17 protein-coding genes, 1 tRNA gene and 1 riboswitch are annotated in these 13737 nt (G+C 68.3%); of the genes, 10 read left to right on the forward strand and 8 right to left on the reverse strand.

Going from position 1 to position 13737, the window contains the following annotated elements; genetic code table 11:
- Positions 1–74: 74 nt before the first annotated feature.
- Entirely contained in the window at positions 75–260 is a 186-nt protein-coding gene (locus ABD466_RS30580; protein ID WP_344660676.1) for a hypothetical protein, read from the reverse strand.
- Between the two features lie 144 nt (positions 261–404).
- Between ABD466_RS30580 and upp the strand changes: the two genes are divergently transcribed.
- Entirely contained in the window at positions 405–1058 is a 654-nt protein-coding gene (upp, locus tag ABD466_RS30585) for a uracil phosphoribosyltransferase (protein WP_344660677.1), read from the forward strand.
- A gap of 159 nt (positions 1059–1217) precedes the next feature.
- Here upp and ABD466_RS30590 read toward each other — a convergent pair whose 3' ends face one another.
- Genes ABD466_RS30590 through ABD466_RS30600 form a run of 3 tightly spaced genes read right to left on the reverse strand, consistent with a single transcriptional unit; the run spans position 1218 to position 4062 of the window.
- A complete protein-coding gene (locus ABD466_RS30590; protein ID WP_344660678.1) occupies positions 1218–2606 on the reverse strand; it encodes an NAD(P)(+) transhydrogenase (Re/Si-specific) subunit beta in 1389 nt (462 codons plus the stop codon).
- Positions 2603–2947, reverse strand: a complete 345-nt coding sequence (locus ABD466_RS30595) for an NAD(P) transhydrogenase subunit alpha part 2 (RefSeq protein ID WP_344660679.1) — start codon at positions 2945–2947, stop codon at positions 2603–2605. The genes ABD466_RS30590 and ABD466_RS30595 overlap by 4 nt, the downstream gene beginning before the upstream one ends.
- A complete protein-coding gene (locus ABD466_RS30600; protein ID WP_344660680.1) occupies positions 2944–4062 on the reverse strand; it encodes an NAD(P) transhydrogenase subunit alpha in 1119 nt (372 codons plus the stop codon). The genes ABD466_RS30595 and ABD466_RS30600 overlap by 4 nt, the downstream gene beginning before the upstream one ends.
- Positions 4063–4285: 223 nt before the next feature.
- Here ABD466_RS30600 and ABD466_RS30605 point away from each other — a divergent pair, with 223 nt between their 5' ends.
- The 5 genes from ABD466_RS30605 to ABD466_RS30625 all read left to right on the forward strand — a co-directional run bounded on the left by ABD466_RS30605 (position 4286) and on the right by ABD466_RS30625 (position 7337).
- Positions 4286–4450: a hypothetical protein gene (locus tag ABD466_RS30605; RefSeq protein WP_344660681.1), complete on the forward strand. Its 165-nt coding sequence runs from the start codon at positions 4286–4288 to the stop codon at positions 4448–4450.
- A gap of 21 nt (positions 4451–4471) precedes the next feature.
- Positions 4472–5263 (forward strand): PH domain-containing protein, encoded by a 792-nt coding sequence (locus tag ABD466_RS30610; RefSeq protein WP_344660682.1) that lies wholly within the window; start codon positions 4472–4474, stop codon positions 5261–5263.
- A 215-nt stretch (positions 5264–5478) separates the two neighbouring features.
- Positions 5479–5697, forward strand: a riboswitch (cyclic di-AMP (ydaO/yuaA leader).
- Positions 5698–5713: 16 nt separating this feature from the next.
- Positions 5714–6817 carry a C40 family peptidase gene (locus tag ABD466_RS30615; RefSeq protein ID WP_344660683.1) on the forward strand — a complete coding sequence of 368 codons (1104 nt, stop codon included), beginning with the start codon at positions 5714–5716 and terminating at the stop codon, positions 6815–6817.
- Positions 6818–7058: 241 nt separating this feature from the next.
- Positions 7059–7184 (forward strand): DLW-39 family protein, encoded by a 126-nt coding sequence (locus tag ABD466_RS30620; RefSeq protein WP_212016801.1) that lies wholly within the window; start codon positions 7059–7061, stop codon positions 7182–7184.
- Between the two features lie 80 nt (positions 7185–7264).
- Positions 7265–7337 (forward strand) — tRNA-Ala (locus ABD466_RS30625).
- Positions 7338–7504: 167 nt separating this feature from the next.
- Here the strand turns inward: ABD466_RS30625 and ABD466_RS30630 are convergent.
- From ABD466_RS30630 to ABD466_RS30645, 4 genes are all read right to left on the reverse strand, one after another.
- On the reverse strand, positions 7505–8899 hold the full coding sequence (locus ABD466_RS30630; protein WP_344660684.1) for a tyrosine-type recombinase/integrase: 1395 nt from the start codon (positions 8897–8899) through the stop codon (positions 7505–7507).
- A gap of 72 nt (positions 8900–8971) precedes the next feature.
- On the reverse strand, positions 8972–9214 hold the full coding sequence (locus tag ABD466_RS30635; RefSeq protein WP_344660685.1) for a helix-turn-helix transcriptional regulator: 243 nt from the start codon (positions 9212–9214) through the stop codon (positions 8972–8974).
- On the reverse strand, positions 9198–9371 hold the full coding sequence (locus ABD466_RS30640; protein WP_344660686.1) for a hypothetical protein: 174 nt from the start codon (positions 9369–9371) through the stop codon (positions 9198–9200). Before ABD466_RS30640 ends, ABD466_RS30635 begins: the two co-directional genes overlap by 17 nt.
- Before the next feature lie 34 nt (positions 9372–9405).
- Positions 9406–10008, reverse strand: coding sequence for a DNA methyltransferase (locus ABD466_RS30645; protein ID WP_344660687.1), 603 nt, complete (start codon positions 10006–10008; stop codon positions 9406–9408).
- Between the two features lie 172 nt (positions 10009–10180).
- On the opposite strand from ABD466_RS30645, the gene ABD466_RS30650 reads away from it, so the two are divergent.
- From ABD466_RS30650 to ABD466_RS30665, 4 genes are all read left to right on the forward strand, one after another.
- Complete coding sequence (locus tag ABD466_RS30650) at positions 10181–10414, forward strand: hypothetical protein (protein ID WP_344660688.1); 234 nt, start codon at positions 10181–10183, stop codon at positions 10412–10414.
- 285 nt (positions 10415–10699) lie between these two features.
- Entirely contained in the window at positions 10700–11551 is an 852-nt protein-coding gene (locus tag ABD466_RS30655; protein WP_344660689.1) for a sigma-70 RNA polymerase sigma factor region 4 domain-containing protein, read from the forward strand.
- A 67-nt stretch (positions 11552–11618) separates the two neighbouring features.
- Complete coding sequence (locus tag ABD466_RS30660) at positions 11619–12098, forward strand: pilin (RefSeq protein ID WP_344660690.1); 480 nt, start codon at positions 11619–11621, stop codon at positions 12096–12098.
- Between the two features lie 185 nt (positions 12099–12283).
- On the forward strand, positions 12284–13735 hold the full coding sequence (locus tag ABD466_RS30665) for a TrbL/VirB6 family protein (RefSeq protein WP_344660691.1): 1452 nt from the start codon (positions 12284–12286) through the stop codon (positions 13733–13735).
- The last annotated feature ends 2 nt before the right edge of the window (positions 13736–13737 follow it).

Below are 13737 nucleotides of genomic sequence, written 5' to 3' on the forward strand. Positions count from 1 at the left end.
ACCCCCACAACCGACGGCGCCGCCGCCCTCACGTGGGAGGGCGGCGGCGCTGAAAAGGTCGTCGAGTCGTAGGTCTAGTAGAAGAACGTCCGCAGGAGTTGCTGCTGTCTCAACCGGGCCATCCGGGCGCGTCGGGGGGCTACGCGCTCACGCAGGCGCTGGGCTTCGGCCAGGTCGGCGAGGAAGTTCTCGCGACGGCGTCTGCGGTCTCGCGCCTCCCGCGCCACCTCGCTCTGGGGCGGCGGCTGGTCTGCGGGCATCGGCTGGTCACCGCCTTCCGTAAGACCGCCGGCCGCGTCGGGCCGACGGGGGTTTTGACCTTTTTGAGAGGTTACCTTGTCACCGTACGTGCTTGTCCAGTACTTACCGGTGCACCGGTCCTGCACGTCCGATACCGTTTGCCCATGCCGACCGTCTCCATTCATGCCGTCGACCATCCGCTCGTCGCGCACAAGCTGACCGTGCTGCGTGACGCGCGCACCGACACCCCCACCTTCCGGGCCCTCGCCGACGAGCTGGTGACCCTGCTCGCGTACGAGGCCACCCGCAACGCGCAGGTGGAGCCGGTGACGGTGGTCACGCCCGTGGCGGAGGCCCAGGGCGTCACGTTCAGCGGCCCGCGCCATCTGGTGGTGCCGGTGCTGCGCGCGGGGCTGGGCATGCTGGACGGGATGGTGCGCCTGCTGCCCACCGCCGAGGTCGGCTTCCTGGGCATGGTCCGGAACGAGGACACCCTCCAGGCCTCCACCTACGCCACCCGCCTGCCGGAGGACCTCACCGGCCGTCAGTGCTACCTGCTGGACCCGATGCTCGCCACCGGCGGCACCCTGATCGCCGCGATCAAGCTGCTGGCCGACCGGGGTGCGGCGTCGGTGACCGCCGTGTGCTTGCTCGCCGCGCCCGAGGGCATCGCCGCGGTGTCGGAGGCCCTGACGGACCTCCCGGTGCCGGTGACGATCGTCACCGCCGCCATCGACGAGCGGCTCAACGAGCACGGTTACATCGTGCCCGGTCTGGGCGACGCCGGCGACCGGCTTTACGGCACCGTGTCGGCCTGACCGGAACTTGTGTCGACTTAAGGCGAGGTGGCGCGAGGCGGCGAAGCGGGCGAAGCAGAAGACGGGCGAAGCAGAAAACGGGTGAAGCGGCGGCGATCACAGCTGCCGCCCCAGCCGCTCTGAGAGCCCGACCGCTCCGAGGGCCCGACTCCGAGAGCGCTACTGCGCCTTCAACGCCGCCAGCACCTTCGCCATACTCTCCTTCGCGTCCCCGAACAACAGTGACGTGTTCGTCGCGTACAACAACTCGTTCTCCACGCCGGCGAACCCGGGCCGCATCGACCGCTTGCAGAACACCACCTGCCGCGCCAGGTCCACGTCGAGGATCGGCATGCCGGAGATCGGCGACCCGGTCGGCTGTCGCGCAGCCGGGTTGACCACGTCGTTCGCCCCTATCACCACCGCGACGTCGGCCGACGCCAGCTCCGAGTTGGCCGCGTCCAGCTCCAGCAGCGACTCGTACGGCACGTTCGCCTCGGCCAGCAGCACGTTCATGTGTCCCGGCATGCGCCCGGCGACCGGGTGGATCCCGTACGCCACCAACACGCCCCGCGCCGTCAGCAGATCCGCCACCTCGCGCACGGTGTGCTGCGCCTGCGCCACGGCCAGGCCGTATCCGGGCACGAACACCACCTTGCGCGCGTACCCGAGCAGGATCGCCACGTCCTCGGGGGAGGAGGTGCGCACCGGCTTGGCCGCCCCGCCGCCGTCGCCGATCGCCCCGCCCGCCGTGGCCGTGAAGGCGCCGAACAGCGTGCCGGTCAGCGGCCGTCCCATCGCCGCCGCCATCATCCGTGTCAGCAGGGTCCCGGACGCGCCGACGAGCGTGCCGGCGATCACCAGCAGGGTGTTGCCCAGCACGTAGCCGCTCGCGGCCACGGTCAGACCGGTGAAGGCGTTCAGCAGCGAGATCACGATCGGCACGTCCGCGCCGCCCACCGGCAGGACGAACAGCACGCCGAACACCAGCGAGACCACCGCCAGCAGCGCCAGCAACGCCGTGCTCGGCCACGGCACCAGCAACGCCCCGAACAGCACTCCGGCCGACGCGGTCCCGATCGTCAGCCAGCGCCCGGCCGGCAGCACCACCGGCCGCGTGGTCATCAGCTCCTGCAGCTTGGCGAAGGTGATCAGCGAGCCGGAGAACGACACGCCGCCGACCAGGATCGTGAAGCCGATCGCGGCCAGGTCCGCGGTGGCCGCGTGCGAGATCGCCGTGCCCGGCCGCAGGAACTCCACGGCCGCCACCAGCGCCGCCGCCCCTCCGCCGACGCCGTTGAACAGCGCCACCAACTGCGGCATCGCGGTCATCCGCACCTGCCGGGCGGTCGGCAGGCCGATGGCCACGCCGACGACGATCGCGCCGAAGATCAGGCCCAGGTGCTTCAGATGCGGGGTGGTGAGCGCGACGATCACCGCCAGCGCCGCGCCGGACGCCCCGACCAAGGTGCCGAGCCGCGCCGTGCGCGGTGCCGACAGGCCCTTCAGGGCGAGGATGAAACAGACCCCTGCTATGAGATAGGCGGTGTCGGCCCACGCGCCGCTCACTGGCCGGCCTCCCGGGTTGAGGAACCGCTTGAGGATCCGGAGATTTTTTCGGCGCCGGGCGCCCGCCTGGGTTTGGCGAACATCCCGAGCATCCGGTCGGTGACCGCGAACCCGCCGACCATGTTCACGGTCGCCAGCACGATGGCCAGCAGGCCGATCGTGAGCTGGACGCCGTCGTCCGTGGACCCGGTGGCGATGATCGCGCCGACCAGGATCACGCCGTGGACGGCGTTCGCCCCGGACATCAGCGGTGTGTGGAGGATCGAGGAGACCTTGGAGATGACCTCGAAGCCCAGGAAGACGGCCAGGACGAACACCGTCAGCCAGGCGGTGGAACTCATCGGAACTCCCCCTTCAGCAACACACAGCACGCCGCGGCGATCTCGTCGGCGGCGACTTCTTCGGGAGTTGATAGAAGCACCCCGTCCCGGCACATGGCCAGCACGAAGGCCGCCATGTTCGCCCCGTACAGCCGCGAGGCGTGTCCGGCCAGCTCACTGGGGACGTTGCGGCCGCCGTGGATCAGCACGCCGTGGTGCCGCACGTCCTCACCGGGCCGGGACAGCTCGCAGTTGCCGCCGTGGGGGTTGTCCGCGGCCAGGTCGACGACCACGGAGCCGGGCCGCATCTTCTCCACCATGTCCGCGGTCACCAGAAGCGGCGCGGGCTTGCCCGGCACCGCGGCCGTGGTGATGACCGCGTCCGCGGCCGCGACATATGGTGCCAAAGCCTTGCGTTGCCGGGACAAGGCGTCGGACGACTGCTCACGTGCGTAACCGCCGCTGCCGGAGGTCTGAGTCTCGACGTCCAATGTGAGGAATCTGGCGCCCAGCGACCGGACCTCTTCGGGCGCGGAGTCGCGCACGTCGTGGGCCTCGACCACCGCGCCGAGGCGTTTGGCGGTGGCGATGGCCTGCAATCCGGCCACGCCGGCGCCCAGCACCAGCACCCTTGCCGGCGGCACGGTCCCGGCCGCCGTCATCAGCAGCGGGAAGAAGCGCGGCAGCCGTTCGGCGGCCACCAGGCCGGCCCGGTAGCCGGCGACCATCGCCTGCGATGACAAAGCATCCATCGATTGAGCGCGGGTGATCCGGGGCAGCTGCTCCAGGGCGAAGAACGTGGCGTGCCGGTCCACCAGGACGCCCGCCGGGCCGCGTCCCTCCTTCGGGGAGGCCAGTCCCACGACGGCGGTGCCGGGTGTCAGCTTCGCCGCGGTCTGCTGGTCCAGCTGTCCGACGCCGGTCAGCAGGTCGATGTTTCCTAAGATTTCTTCAGGGGTTCGCGCGATCATGGCCCCGGCCTCGCGGAACGCGTCGTCGTCCTCGTCGGCGGCCCGGCCGGCGCCGGACTGGACGTAGACACTGTGGCCCGCGGCGATCAGCCGACCTGCGGACTCGGGCGTCAGCGCGACGCGGCGTTCGTACGGAGCTGTCTCGGTCAAGACACCGATCTGCATGCGATCAACCTAGTCTGGGAATGCTCGGTATGTGTGCCCCCTGAGACGGATGTCCACTGAGTCGTTATGCCCGCCGTTGGGTTCGGAGCCGCCAAATCTCCTTGCCCCGGCTACGCTTTGACTTGTGTGGGGATGCTGTTCTCAAGAGTGAACCGGGAGCGCTTCGCATGATGCTGAGACCGGTCGCGCGGCACCACGACCGTCACGATGAAGGGGATCTGACGTGAAACTCAAGCCGGCCGTGCAGTGGGGCATCGTGCTCTTCCTGGTCTACTTCGTCGTCCAGAATCCGTCCGGGGCGGGCAACCTGGTTCAGGGTGCCCTGAACTGGGTGGCCAGCGTCGGCAAGACCCTGGGCGACACCTTCCACAACCTGGTCACGAGCTGAGCGCCGGGGCGGTGACCTGACGTGTCCGACTCCTCACCGCCGCTCTATGGCCGCATGCTGCTGCGGCCCGAGCTCGAGGAACGTGCGAAACGCTTCCTGGTGCCCGGCGAGCGGCTGGTCATAGTCGTGCGCCACCACCTGGCGGCGATCATCATCCCGGTGCTGATCACCGTGGCGGCCATACTGGCCGCGATGGGCATCGACATCTTCTCCACACCCGAGGCCGGCCAACTGCGGCTGGGAGCGTGGGCGCTGGCCGGGATGGCGTTCCTCTACACGGCCTGGCACGTGGCCGTGTGGAACGGCGACCTGCTGATCGTGACGAACAAGCGCATCCTGCACACGCACGGTGTGATCACCCGAGCCTACGACGCGCTGCCGCTGGGCAAGGTCAACGACATGCGGGTGGAGCGCGACCTGCTGGGCCGGCTGCTCGGCTACGGGCGGTTCAACGCCAAGGCGGTCGGCGACGCGCCGCTGGGCCGCCGCGGCCTGGACTACATCTCGCACGTCGAGGAGACCTGGCTGGAGATCAGCAACCTGCTGTACGGGCCCGGGGCCAAGAGCGGGCCCAAGGAGCCGCAGGAGGTGCGGCTGGTCGGCGCGGTCCTGCCGGACATGAACGGCGAGCCGGTGGAGGTCGTCATGCCGCCGGTGTCGGTGAAGAGCCCGGCCGACGACGACAAGGCACACCCTGTGAACGCGGCCATGCTCCCCGTGCGGGTGTACCGCGGAGACAAGGGCGAACAGGCTTTTGAGACCGACGTCACAACGTCGGGCAACAAACGTCGCAGGGTTCGTTTTCTGCGCTAATCGGACATCTGACTCCCCGGCCCAGGTCGCGCCTTCCGAACGCGGGCCTGGGCCGTCGCGCGCCCTCACAACGGGTCCCGGATCACCTCCGCAGCGTGGCCGGATCCTGAGCGTTCGCTGAACGAAAAGTGGACTGCTCGCTTGTTCGGTACGCCGGGGTTGGCTAGCGTCCAGACCGCTTCGCCGCTTCCCACGGGCCAGTAGAGGTTCGGGGCGTCGAGGCACCGCCGAGTCCGCGCACCACGCGGAGCCGGGGAACCAGGTTCGTCGGCGCGGCCGGTCCGAGCAGCACGATGCTCGGCGCGGACCGCGCCAGGGGTGAATCGGTCGGCGTCGGCGCGCCCCGCCCGGGGTGTGCGCGACCGCCCGACCGTAGGGCTACTTCTTCGGCCCGAATCCGTCAGCTAACCCGGTAGGCGGGCGAGAAGGAGTTGGAGCCCTGAAGCTCGCATGACTGTCACCGCTCGACATCGTCGTCCGCGCGCCACCCGGTATTCGAAGCTCGCCGTCGGCGCCGCCGCGGCCGGGACCATGGTCCTGGTGCCCAGCGTCGCCAAGGCCGATCCGCAGCCCACCATCGACCAGGTGAAGACCCAGCTGGACAAGCTGTACCAGCAGGCCGCCGACGCCAACGAGGCGTACAACACGGCCAAGGATGCCCAGGGCAAGCTGCAGCAGCAGGTCGACGGCATCAACAAGGAGATGAGCGCCGAGCAGGCCTCGATGGCCCAGACCCAGACCCGCCTCGGAGGGCTGGCGGCGGCGCAGTACCGCAGCGGCAACATCGACCCGACGCTGCAGATCATGGTGCAGGCCGACCCCGGCACCCTGCTGAACATGTCGGCGACCATCGACCGCGTCACCGCGAACGGGGCCGACACGCTGAAGCTGCTGGCCCAGCAGAAGGCGGACCTCGCGGCGAAGGCGAAGGAGGCCGCCGACAAGATGGCGCTCCTGGACCGCAACACCAAGGACGCCGAGGCCAAGAAGAAGCAGTTCGACGGCGACGTGACCAAGGCCCAGAACCTGCTCAACTCGCTGCAGGCCGACCAGCGCGCCGCGCTGGAGGCGCAGCGCGCCCGGGAGCAGGCGGCGGCGGTGCAGGCGGCGAAGGACGCCGCGGCGAAGCAGACGGCGTCGTCGGGCTCCACAGGCGGCTCCTCAGGCTCCACCAGCGTGTCGATCCCACCGGTGTCCGGCCGCGCGGCCGCCGCGGTGGCGTTCGCCAAGTCCCAGCTCGGCAAGCCGTACATCTTCGGCGCGACCGGCCCGGGCGGATACGACTGCTCGGGACTGACCCAGGCGGCGTGGAAGGCGGCCGGCGTGACCATCCCCCGCACCGCCACCGCCCAGATGCAGGGACTGCGCGCAATACCGGCGTCCTCGGCCCAGCCGGGCGACCTGGTGTTCTTCTACGGCGACTCCAGCTACGTGAACCACGTCGGCATGTACATCGGCAACGGCCTGGTCATCCACGCCCCGCGCCCCGGCAGCACGGTGTCGGTGGCCGCGGTGAGCACGATGCCGGTGGTGTCGTACGCCCGCCCGGCGTGACCGTCCCCCTCGTCACGGCAGGTCCGGGCCGGTGGTTCGGCCGAGCCCCCCGCACGCACGGCCGGCCGGTGCGACGGCCGGCCCCGGGCCCCACGGCGCCTCTGGACGCCCGGCGTAGCCAGCCGTAGTCGGGACGAGTGGAACAGCTCCACATTTTTGCGTAGCGATGCTCACAGCTCGATTCGGCCCCGCGACTGTTAAGCTCAGGGGCACAGACGTCTACCAGAAGGGAGGTGGCCACGTGAAGAAACTGCTTCTGCTCGCTGTGGCTGCCATCGGCGGTCTGCTGGTCTACCGGCAGGTCCAGTCCGACAAGTCGGAGCAGGACCTCTGGACCGAGGCGACCGACCCGGTTCCTTCGGCCTGAGAACCGCTCATCCGGCTTCCTCGGCAGCTAGAGCCGAGGCACGGTCCGCCTTCCGGGTTCCGGAAGGCGGACTGCTCTGCGGGGCCATGGCGCAATTGGTAGCGCACCTGCTTTGCAAGCAGGGGGTTAGGGGTTCGAGTCCCCTTGGCTCCACGATCAATAGTTTGACATAGTCGTCGAACATGTGGTAGCGGCCCTGACCTGGCAGGTCAGGGCTGCTTTTCATATTTCCACTGTTCGAAAACCGGTCTCGCCGAGATCCATTTTTGATCATGGTTTCGCGGGGTTCGTGGTTTTCTGGTGGTCGCGGCCCGAGCCTGTCAGGCGTCAGGGGGTGGGTCCGCCTCGGCCCATTCGAGCGCGGCTTCGATGCGCTGCTGAGCGAGCCGCTCCTGTCCATCGATGCACTTGGTGTACGTGCTCAGCAGCATCTCGACGCTGTGTCCGGCCCACTCCGCCACCTGGGGCGCAGCGACGCCGGCGTTGAGCCACGTGGACAGGCAAGCGTGGCGTAGGTCGTATGGGCGCTTGGCCAATGGCGAGTCGCACTGAACCGGGCTCAGGACGGCCTGCCGCGTCCGGGCCCAGACGCTGGCGAATGTCGCGTAGCGCAGTGGACCGCCATCCGCACGGGTGAATAGGCGCCCGTCCTGAGCGGTGCCGAACTCATCGACGTGTGCACGCAGGTGAGCTACCAGCTGGGGGCAGGCAGGGACTGTGCGACTCTCGTTCTTGGCACGGTGCTTGAGGGCCTTGCGAGGGCTGTCCTCGCCCTCGTTGGTCCAGATCGGTGCGGCGTAGGGCGTCGAGCCTGCGAGGCACAGCGTGCCCCAGGCTCCACGCTTCTTCGGAAGGGTGCAGTCCTGGATCCGCAACGCGAGTGCTTCGCTCGGGCGCAGACCGGCGTAGTACATGGTCGCGAAGAGGCCGACGAGTCGTGGCCCGGTCGGCCCTTGTCTGTCGACTCCTCTGATAAGTTCACGTGCCTGGCGTGGGTTGACGACGACGCGGCGGTCGACCGTGGTGACCTTGCGGGGCGGCGTCGTGCTGATCTTCTCCAGTGGGTTACCGGTCAGCCGGCCGAGCTCGATGCCGTACTTGATCGCCCCGGAAAGGGCCTTCATCTTGTTCCGGTAGGTGTCCGCCGCGAACTGCTTCCCTGTGTGATCCGTCGTGGTGCTGTTGTATGCAGCGCGCGCGACCCTGGGGTCCGCCAAGGCAGATAGCGGAAGGGAGTGCCGTTCGATCCAGGTGATGGCGTCGGAACACTCGTCGCTGGGCTTCCCGGCGGTGCGGGCGGTCTTGTTGAACGCCCATCCCGCCAGAGCGCGGAATCCGACTCGGTAGTCCGGTGCCGCGTCGTGGTCGTCGACGAGTGCCAATGTGACCGTGGCTAGCGCGTTGGCCAGCGTCCGGCGGGATCCGGGCTCGAGCGCGGGCCACTTCATGTCCATGAACTCCATCGCGTTCACGTAGAAGCTCACACTGGTGAGGCGGTGACGCATCTCCGACTCTGGCAGCCCGGTCTCGTCGTCGAACGCCTCGCCGCGGCGCTGCGCGGCAGTCAGTTCCGACCGACGGCTCTCGGCAAGCGCCTTGACAGCGAACGTTTGGGGGAAGTCCTTGCCCCGCACACTCCACCTGAGCGTGTAGCTGGTCTTCGTCTTCCTCTTGTTGGTCCTGATCCCCCAGACGCGGACGTCATGGCTGAGCAAAAGATCTCCTTGCGGTGGTGATGGAACCGGCCCTGTAGGTGGCCACAGGGCCGGTCCGGCGCGATGTCCTTGCTAGTGGGCGGCTTCCTCGCAGGCGGCGATGAACGCGGTCAGCGCCGAGCGGCGGATGCGTACGGTGCCGTTGGGCAGGCGGAGGCTGGCCGGGCCTTTGCGATGTGCGCGCCAGCGGTAGAAGGTGGCACGGGCGATTCCGAGTTCCTCGCAGACCTCGAGGATGGTGAGTAGCTCGTCTCGCGCCGTTGAGCGAGCCTTCGTCGCTCGATGCGCGGAAGCGAGGTTATTGGGCGGTGTCATCGCGACCCTCCAGCTGATTGACGATGTGATGCTGATGTCCTTCGTCCCAGCGCAACGGCCGGAATGTACCCACGGTGAAACCGGATAATTCTCTGATTTCCTGCACGTGATCGCTGATCGTAGGTTCGAGTACGGCGGGCCCGTTGGCGGCGCGCATGCGATCTCTTTGGGCGATCACTTCGTCACCCTTGTCATGCGTGAGCTGCTGCGAAGCGCATTACGGCGGCAGGCACCTGCCTGTGGACGGCTCCCAGTTCTGGGGCGCAGAGCTCTTCGACCATGTCGAAGGCGGATGTAGCGTCGACTGCCGTCTCGATCTCGTCCAAGAGGTCACTCTGCGCGGACACGAGCGCGTGGCCGCCCGGTCGAAGCAGTGCACAACCCACGTCGAGCACGGTTGCGAACCGTCCAAGCGCTTCCGCGGCATCGACGCGCGCGTGCTCGCCGAGGACTCCGACTCGCGCCATATCAACGAGCACGAGCGTGGCCTTCCCAAGCGAGTCGGGCCCGATGAGTTTCGGTACATCGGCCAGCTCGCCGACAACCACGGCGGCGAAGCCGGGTCCGCCATGGGCCGTCGCCTGAACCACGGCCTCGCGCGCGGTCTCAGCAAGCCGCCTGTTGCGCTCGATGCCGATTGCGAGCCGGTCCGCCCGGATCGCTTCGATGAGCGTGCGCCCGTCTCCGCAGCCGAGGTCGACGATGAGGTCGCCCGGCATCGTGTAACGCGTGATAGCGCGGGTCAGCGGTTGGCTCGCTGCAACGGGTTCATCGATGTCTCTGATATCGATCACGAATGCCTCACTTCGGGCTGACGGTCCGGAAGCGCTTGCGCCTCGGACGTGCGGTTGATGTCAGGTCCGAAAGCGCGGAGGCGGGGGACCAGGGGTCGGCGCCAACTGGGTGAACGTTCCGCGCGAGGCGGATCCGTCACCTGAGTACCTCCGTGAGCCGTACGCTCGGGTCATGGATCGGGTGGACCTCGAAGTGCTCGTTGTTCTGCTCGTCGACCAAGTGCAGCGCAACGGCTACGCCGTCAAATACGACGTCGAGGACCCCTCGTCCCTTCGTGAACTTCTGTGGCATGAAGCGCAACACCGCGGACTTCAGATCCGCACAGGCATCGTCACTGGAGACGAGCACGCAGTTTGGGCGTACCGGCCGAAGACAAACGGTGAGGCCGGTACAGAGGCCCAGTAGCCAGCCGGCCAATCCGGCGAGCCGGCGGCCAGCGGGGTGACTTCGAAGGTGAGGCTTCACCTTCCATGCGTTCGCAGCATCAGCCAGCTGACAAAAGCGAGGTCGGCTTGGTGCGCCGCACCAGACGTTTGTCCTCCGTCTGATCTGCGTTCTGGCCTTGAACCGCACGGAACAGCGCTGGGTCGTGATCATCAAAGTCGCAGGTCGTGACCTGTTTTGGTGACCTCGATCACTGGTCCGGAGTAGTCCCGGAGCTTGATCGGGTCTTGAAGCTCTGCGCGCCCCATGAGCGGCGGAATCCATCCCGCCTACCTCATGGAGGTGCCCGTCATGGGCCGTGCTGTTGTCCTCTGCGCTTCGCCGATTGACCTCGCTGCCGACGCCTTCCGCGAACTGAGCGCGAACTCGGCTGTGTTGGTTCTGGACGTCTCCGAACTCGCTCCTGAGCTGTCGTCTGGGCCTCTCCGACTGGACGAACTCCAGACGCTCCTCCTCGCTGGCACCTCCCAAACCGCACGAGATGCCATCTGGGCCGAAGTCGTCCGCCGTGCTCGGCGTGATGAGGCCTGGAAGCTGGCCGCCGTCGGGATGGCGCTTCCGGCAATCCGGAACGTGGCTGGCTCCCTCGCGCGCGGCTTCGACGGCGACGTCGAGGAGTTGGACGCGGAGATCCTCGCAGGCTTTCTGTCGCACTTGGCCGTTGTCGACGTCCATGCACCGGGCATCGTCACCAAGCTTCGGTGGGCGGCATTCCGCGCGGGCCATGCGGTGGTAGTCGCGCATCGTCGGGCCGCGGCGAACGAGGAGGAGATCTCCGAGACTGCCAGCCTCGCGCGTCCATCGGGTCACCCGGATCTCGTCCTCACACGTGCAGTTGACGCGGGCGCGATCTCCGAAGCGGACGCCGACCTTATCTCCGCGACGCGGCTTGGCGGAGTCGCTATGGAGAACTACGCCGCCCAGCTTGGCGCCTCCTACAACGCCGTGAAGATCCGCCGCCAGCGGGCCGAGGCCCGATTGGTCGCCTTCATCACCGGTGCTCGGCGCCCGAGCGTGGATGCAGCACGCGTCCGAACCATCCGCCCTGCTCACGGCGCCGCCCTGGGCCGAACGACTGAACTCCCGGTCGCTGCCTGACCCCTAAGCGCACGACAACCCGCTTTCGGCCACGACGGCAACACTTCCGACCTCAGGAGATCAGGCCATGACCCGCATCGTCCGCAACACCGCCGCGCTGAGCGCCGGCGTGCTTCTCGCCGCCGCTGTCGGCGTCGCCCCCGCCTCAGCCGGCGACCACCGTCCCCCCAAGCCAACCACCATCACGATCCCTTCCAACGCGACCGAGATCCCACCGGAGGAGATGCCACTCTTCAGCCCTGTGGGCATGGCTGCTGTGTCTCTGGACTCCCCAGCGCTTCCGGTGGCCATCCTCGCCGACCAACTTCGCGCCGTCGCAACGCTGCCCCAGGTAATGGACAACGTCCGGAACTGGATCATCACGCTCCTATCGGGCCTGGCGACGCTGTTCGTCACCATCGGCGGTCTGCGCTACCTGATGGCTGGAGGCAACGAGGGCGAGGTGATGAAGGCCAAGGGCGCGCTGAAATCCGCCGCCTTCGGCTACGCGCTCGCTGCTCTCGCACCCGTGCTGGTCGGCATCCTCAAATCCATGGTCGGCGCGTGAGCGGGCGGCCGATGCCACGGTGGGTCGCGGCCGTCTCGCTAGCGGCCTCCGTGGTCTGCCTGGTCGTCTGTACCCTGATCGGCTCCGCACGCGCGGAGGCCGCTCCCTCGGGCTCGGCCGCCTTCTCCAAGGTCCACGCTGCGGCCGAACTCCCGCCGCCCGCCCCTGTTCCGACGCCGTCGCCTGTGCCTGGGATCACCGGTCCACTCGTCGGCGGCGGGACGATGCCGCCCCCGCCTCCGAACGTCGGCTCCTTCGGCGCCGAGCACTCCGATCCAGACTGGTGGGACATCCCGGGCCAGATCGAGAAGGCGATCGACACCTGGCTCGGGAACCTCGTGAAATCCGCTCTGGAGCCGGTACTGCACCTCGTCGCCACCTCGGTGCTGTCGAGCCCGGACCTCAGCGGCGGGCGCATCGCGAGCATCTGGACCTCGGTCGCGATCCTGGCGAACACGCTCTACGTGCTGTTCGTCCTGGCGGCTGGCGTCCTGGTCATGGCGCACGGCACGTTGCAGACGCGCCACACGCTCAAGGAGATCGCGCCCCGGCTCGTCATCGGGATCATCGCCTCGAACGCGTCGCTGTGGCTGATCTGCCAGTCCGTCTCGCTCGGGAACGCTCTGGTCGCAGCTCTACTCAGCGGCGACATCTCCGCCGAGGGCATCGGCTCGCGACTGACCACGCTCATCGTCTATGAGGTCTTCCTCCCCGGCGGGATCGGCGCGCTGTTCCTCGTCATCCTCGGCGGCGTCATCGCCGCGATAGGCGTCGCCCTCATCGTCACCGGCCTTGTCCGAGCCACCGTGCTGATGGTCCTGACGGCAGGCGCTCCGCTGGCCTTCGCCTGCCATGCCGTCCCGCAGACCGAGGGACTCGCCAAGCTGTGGTGGCGGGCTATCTTCGGCTGCCTCGCGACCCAGGTCGCGCAGGCCCTCGTCCTCGTCGTCTGCATACAGGTGTTCTTCGACCCCAAAGCAGACGACATCCTCGGCCTACCGACCCGCGGCGGCCTGACCGACCTGCTGATCTGCCTGGTTCTGTTCTTCGTACTGATCAAGATCCCAGTGTGGACGAGCCGCATCGTCATGCACCGGAGTGCCTTCGGTCCGACCCGCGTGACGAGCCTGGCACGCAGCTACCTCCAGTACCGAGCCTTCGGCGCGGTCACGAGCCGGTTCGGCCTCGATCGCCGACGGCCCCGGCCTAACGCAGGAGGCGGTCCTCCCGTCCCGCCTCCGCCAAACCCACCGGCTAGCCCCGGTCCTCGACCGTGCTCGGGACCTGGTCACGGCAAGTTCGGACCGCTGCCAACCCTCCCAGGAGAATCGAAGCCCGCACCTGCGGTCCCGCCACGCACCGATTCGGTTCAAGCTCCTGCCGTCGCACATCGGCCAACCCAGGATCCGCCGCGACGTACCGGGCCGCCGTCCTCTTCTGGTTCTCCGGCCCAGCCGGCACAGCGACCTGCGCTGCCAACTCCAGCCCAGGTTCACCAGCCTTCGCATCCCGTTCAACTGCCGAGCGGCCCCGTCACGTCGCCGCCTCGCACGGCCAAGACCTCCACCTCCCCGCTCACGCGTGAACGGCCCTCTCCTGGCCGACAGCCGCACCTCAGACCTCTTCGTGAAGGGTGACC

The organism is Catenulispora subtropica, from assembly GCF_039531675.1.
GTDB lineage: Bacteria > Actinomycetota > Actinomycetes > Streptomycetales > Catenulisporaceae > Catenulispora > Catenulispora subtropica.

Excerpts from the sequence above, each read along its gene's own strand:
- ABD466_RS30640 (WP_344660686.1), bottom strand. The coding sequence starts at position 9,371 with ATGCGCGCCGCCAACGGGCCCGCCGTACTCGAACCTACGATCAGCGAT.
- upp (WP_344660677.1), top strand. The coding sequence starts at position 405 with ATGCCGACCGTCTCCATTCATGCCGTCGACCATCCGCTCGTCGCGCAC.
- ABD466_RS30655 (WP_344660689.1), top strand. The coding sequence starts at position 10,700 with ATGAGCGGCGGAATCCATCCCGCCTACCTCATGGAGGTGCCCGTCATG.
- ABD466_RS30595 (WP_344660679.1), bottom strand. The coding sequence starts at position 2,947 with ATGAGTTCCACCGCCTGGCTGACGGTGTTCGTCCTGGCCGTCTTCCTG.
- ABD466_RS30650 (WP_344660688.1), top strand. The coding sequence starts at position 10,181 with ATGGATCGGGTGGACCTCGAAGTGCTCGTTGTTCTGCTCGTCGACCAA.
- ABD466_RS30580 (WP_344660676.1), bottom strand. The coding sequence starts at position 260 with ATGCCCGCAGACCAGCCGCCGCCCCAGAGCGAGGTGGCGCGGGAGGCG.
- ABD466_RS30660 (WP_344660690.1), top strand. The coding sequence starts at position 11,619 with ATGACCCGCATCGTCCGCAACACCGCCGCGCTGAGCGCCGGCGTGCTT.
- ABD466_RS30635 (WP_344660685.1), bottom strand. The coding sequence starts at position 9,214 with ATGACACCGCCCAATAACCTCGCTTCCGCGCATCGAGCGACGAAGGCT.
- ABD466_RS30600 (WP_344660680.1), bottom strand. The coding sequence starts at position 4,062 with ATGCAGATCGGTGTCTTGACCGAGACAGCTCCGTACGAACGCCGCGTC.
- ABD466_RS30615 (WP_344660683.1), top strand. The coding sequence starts at position 5,714 with ATGACTGTCACCGCTCGACATCGTCGTCCGCGCGCCACCCGGTATTCG.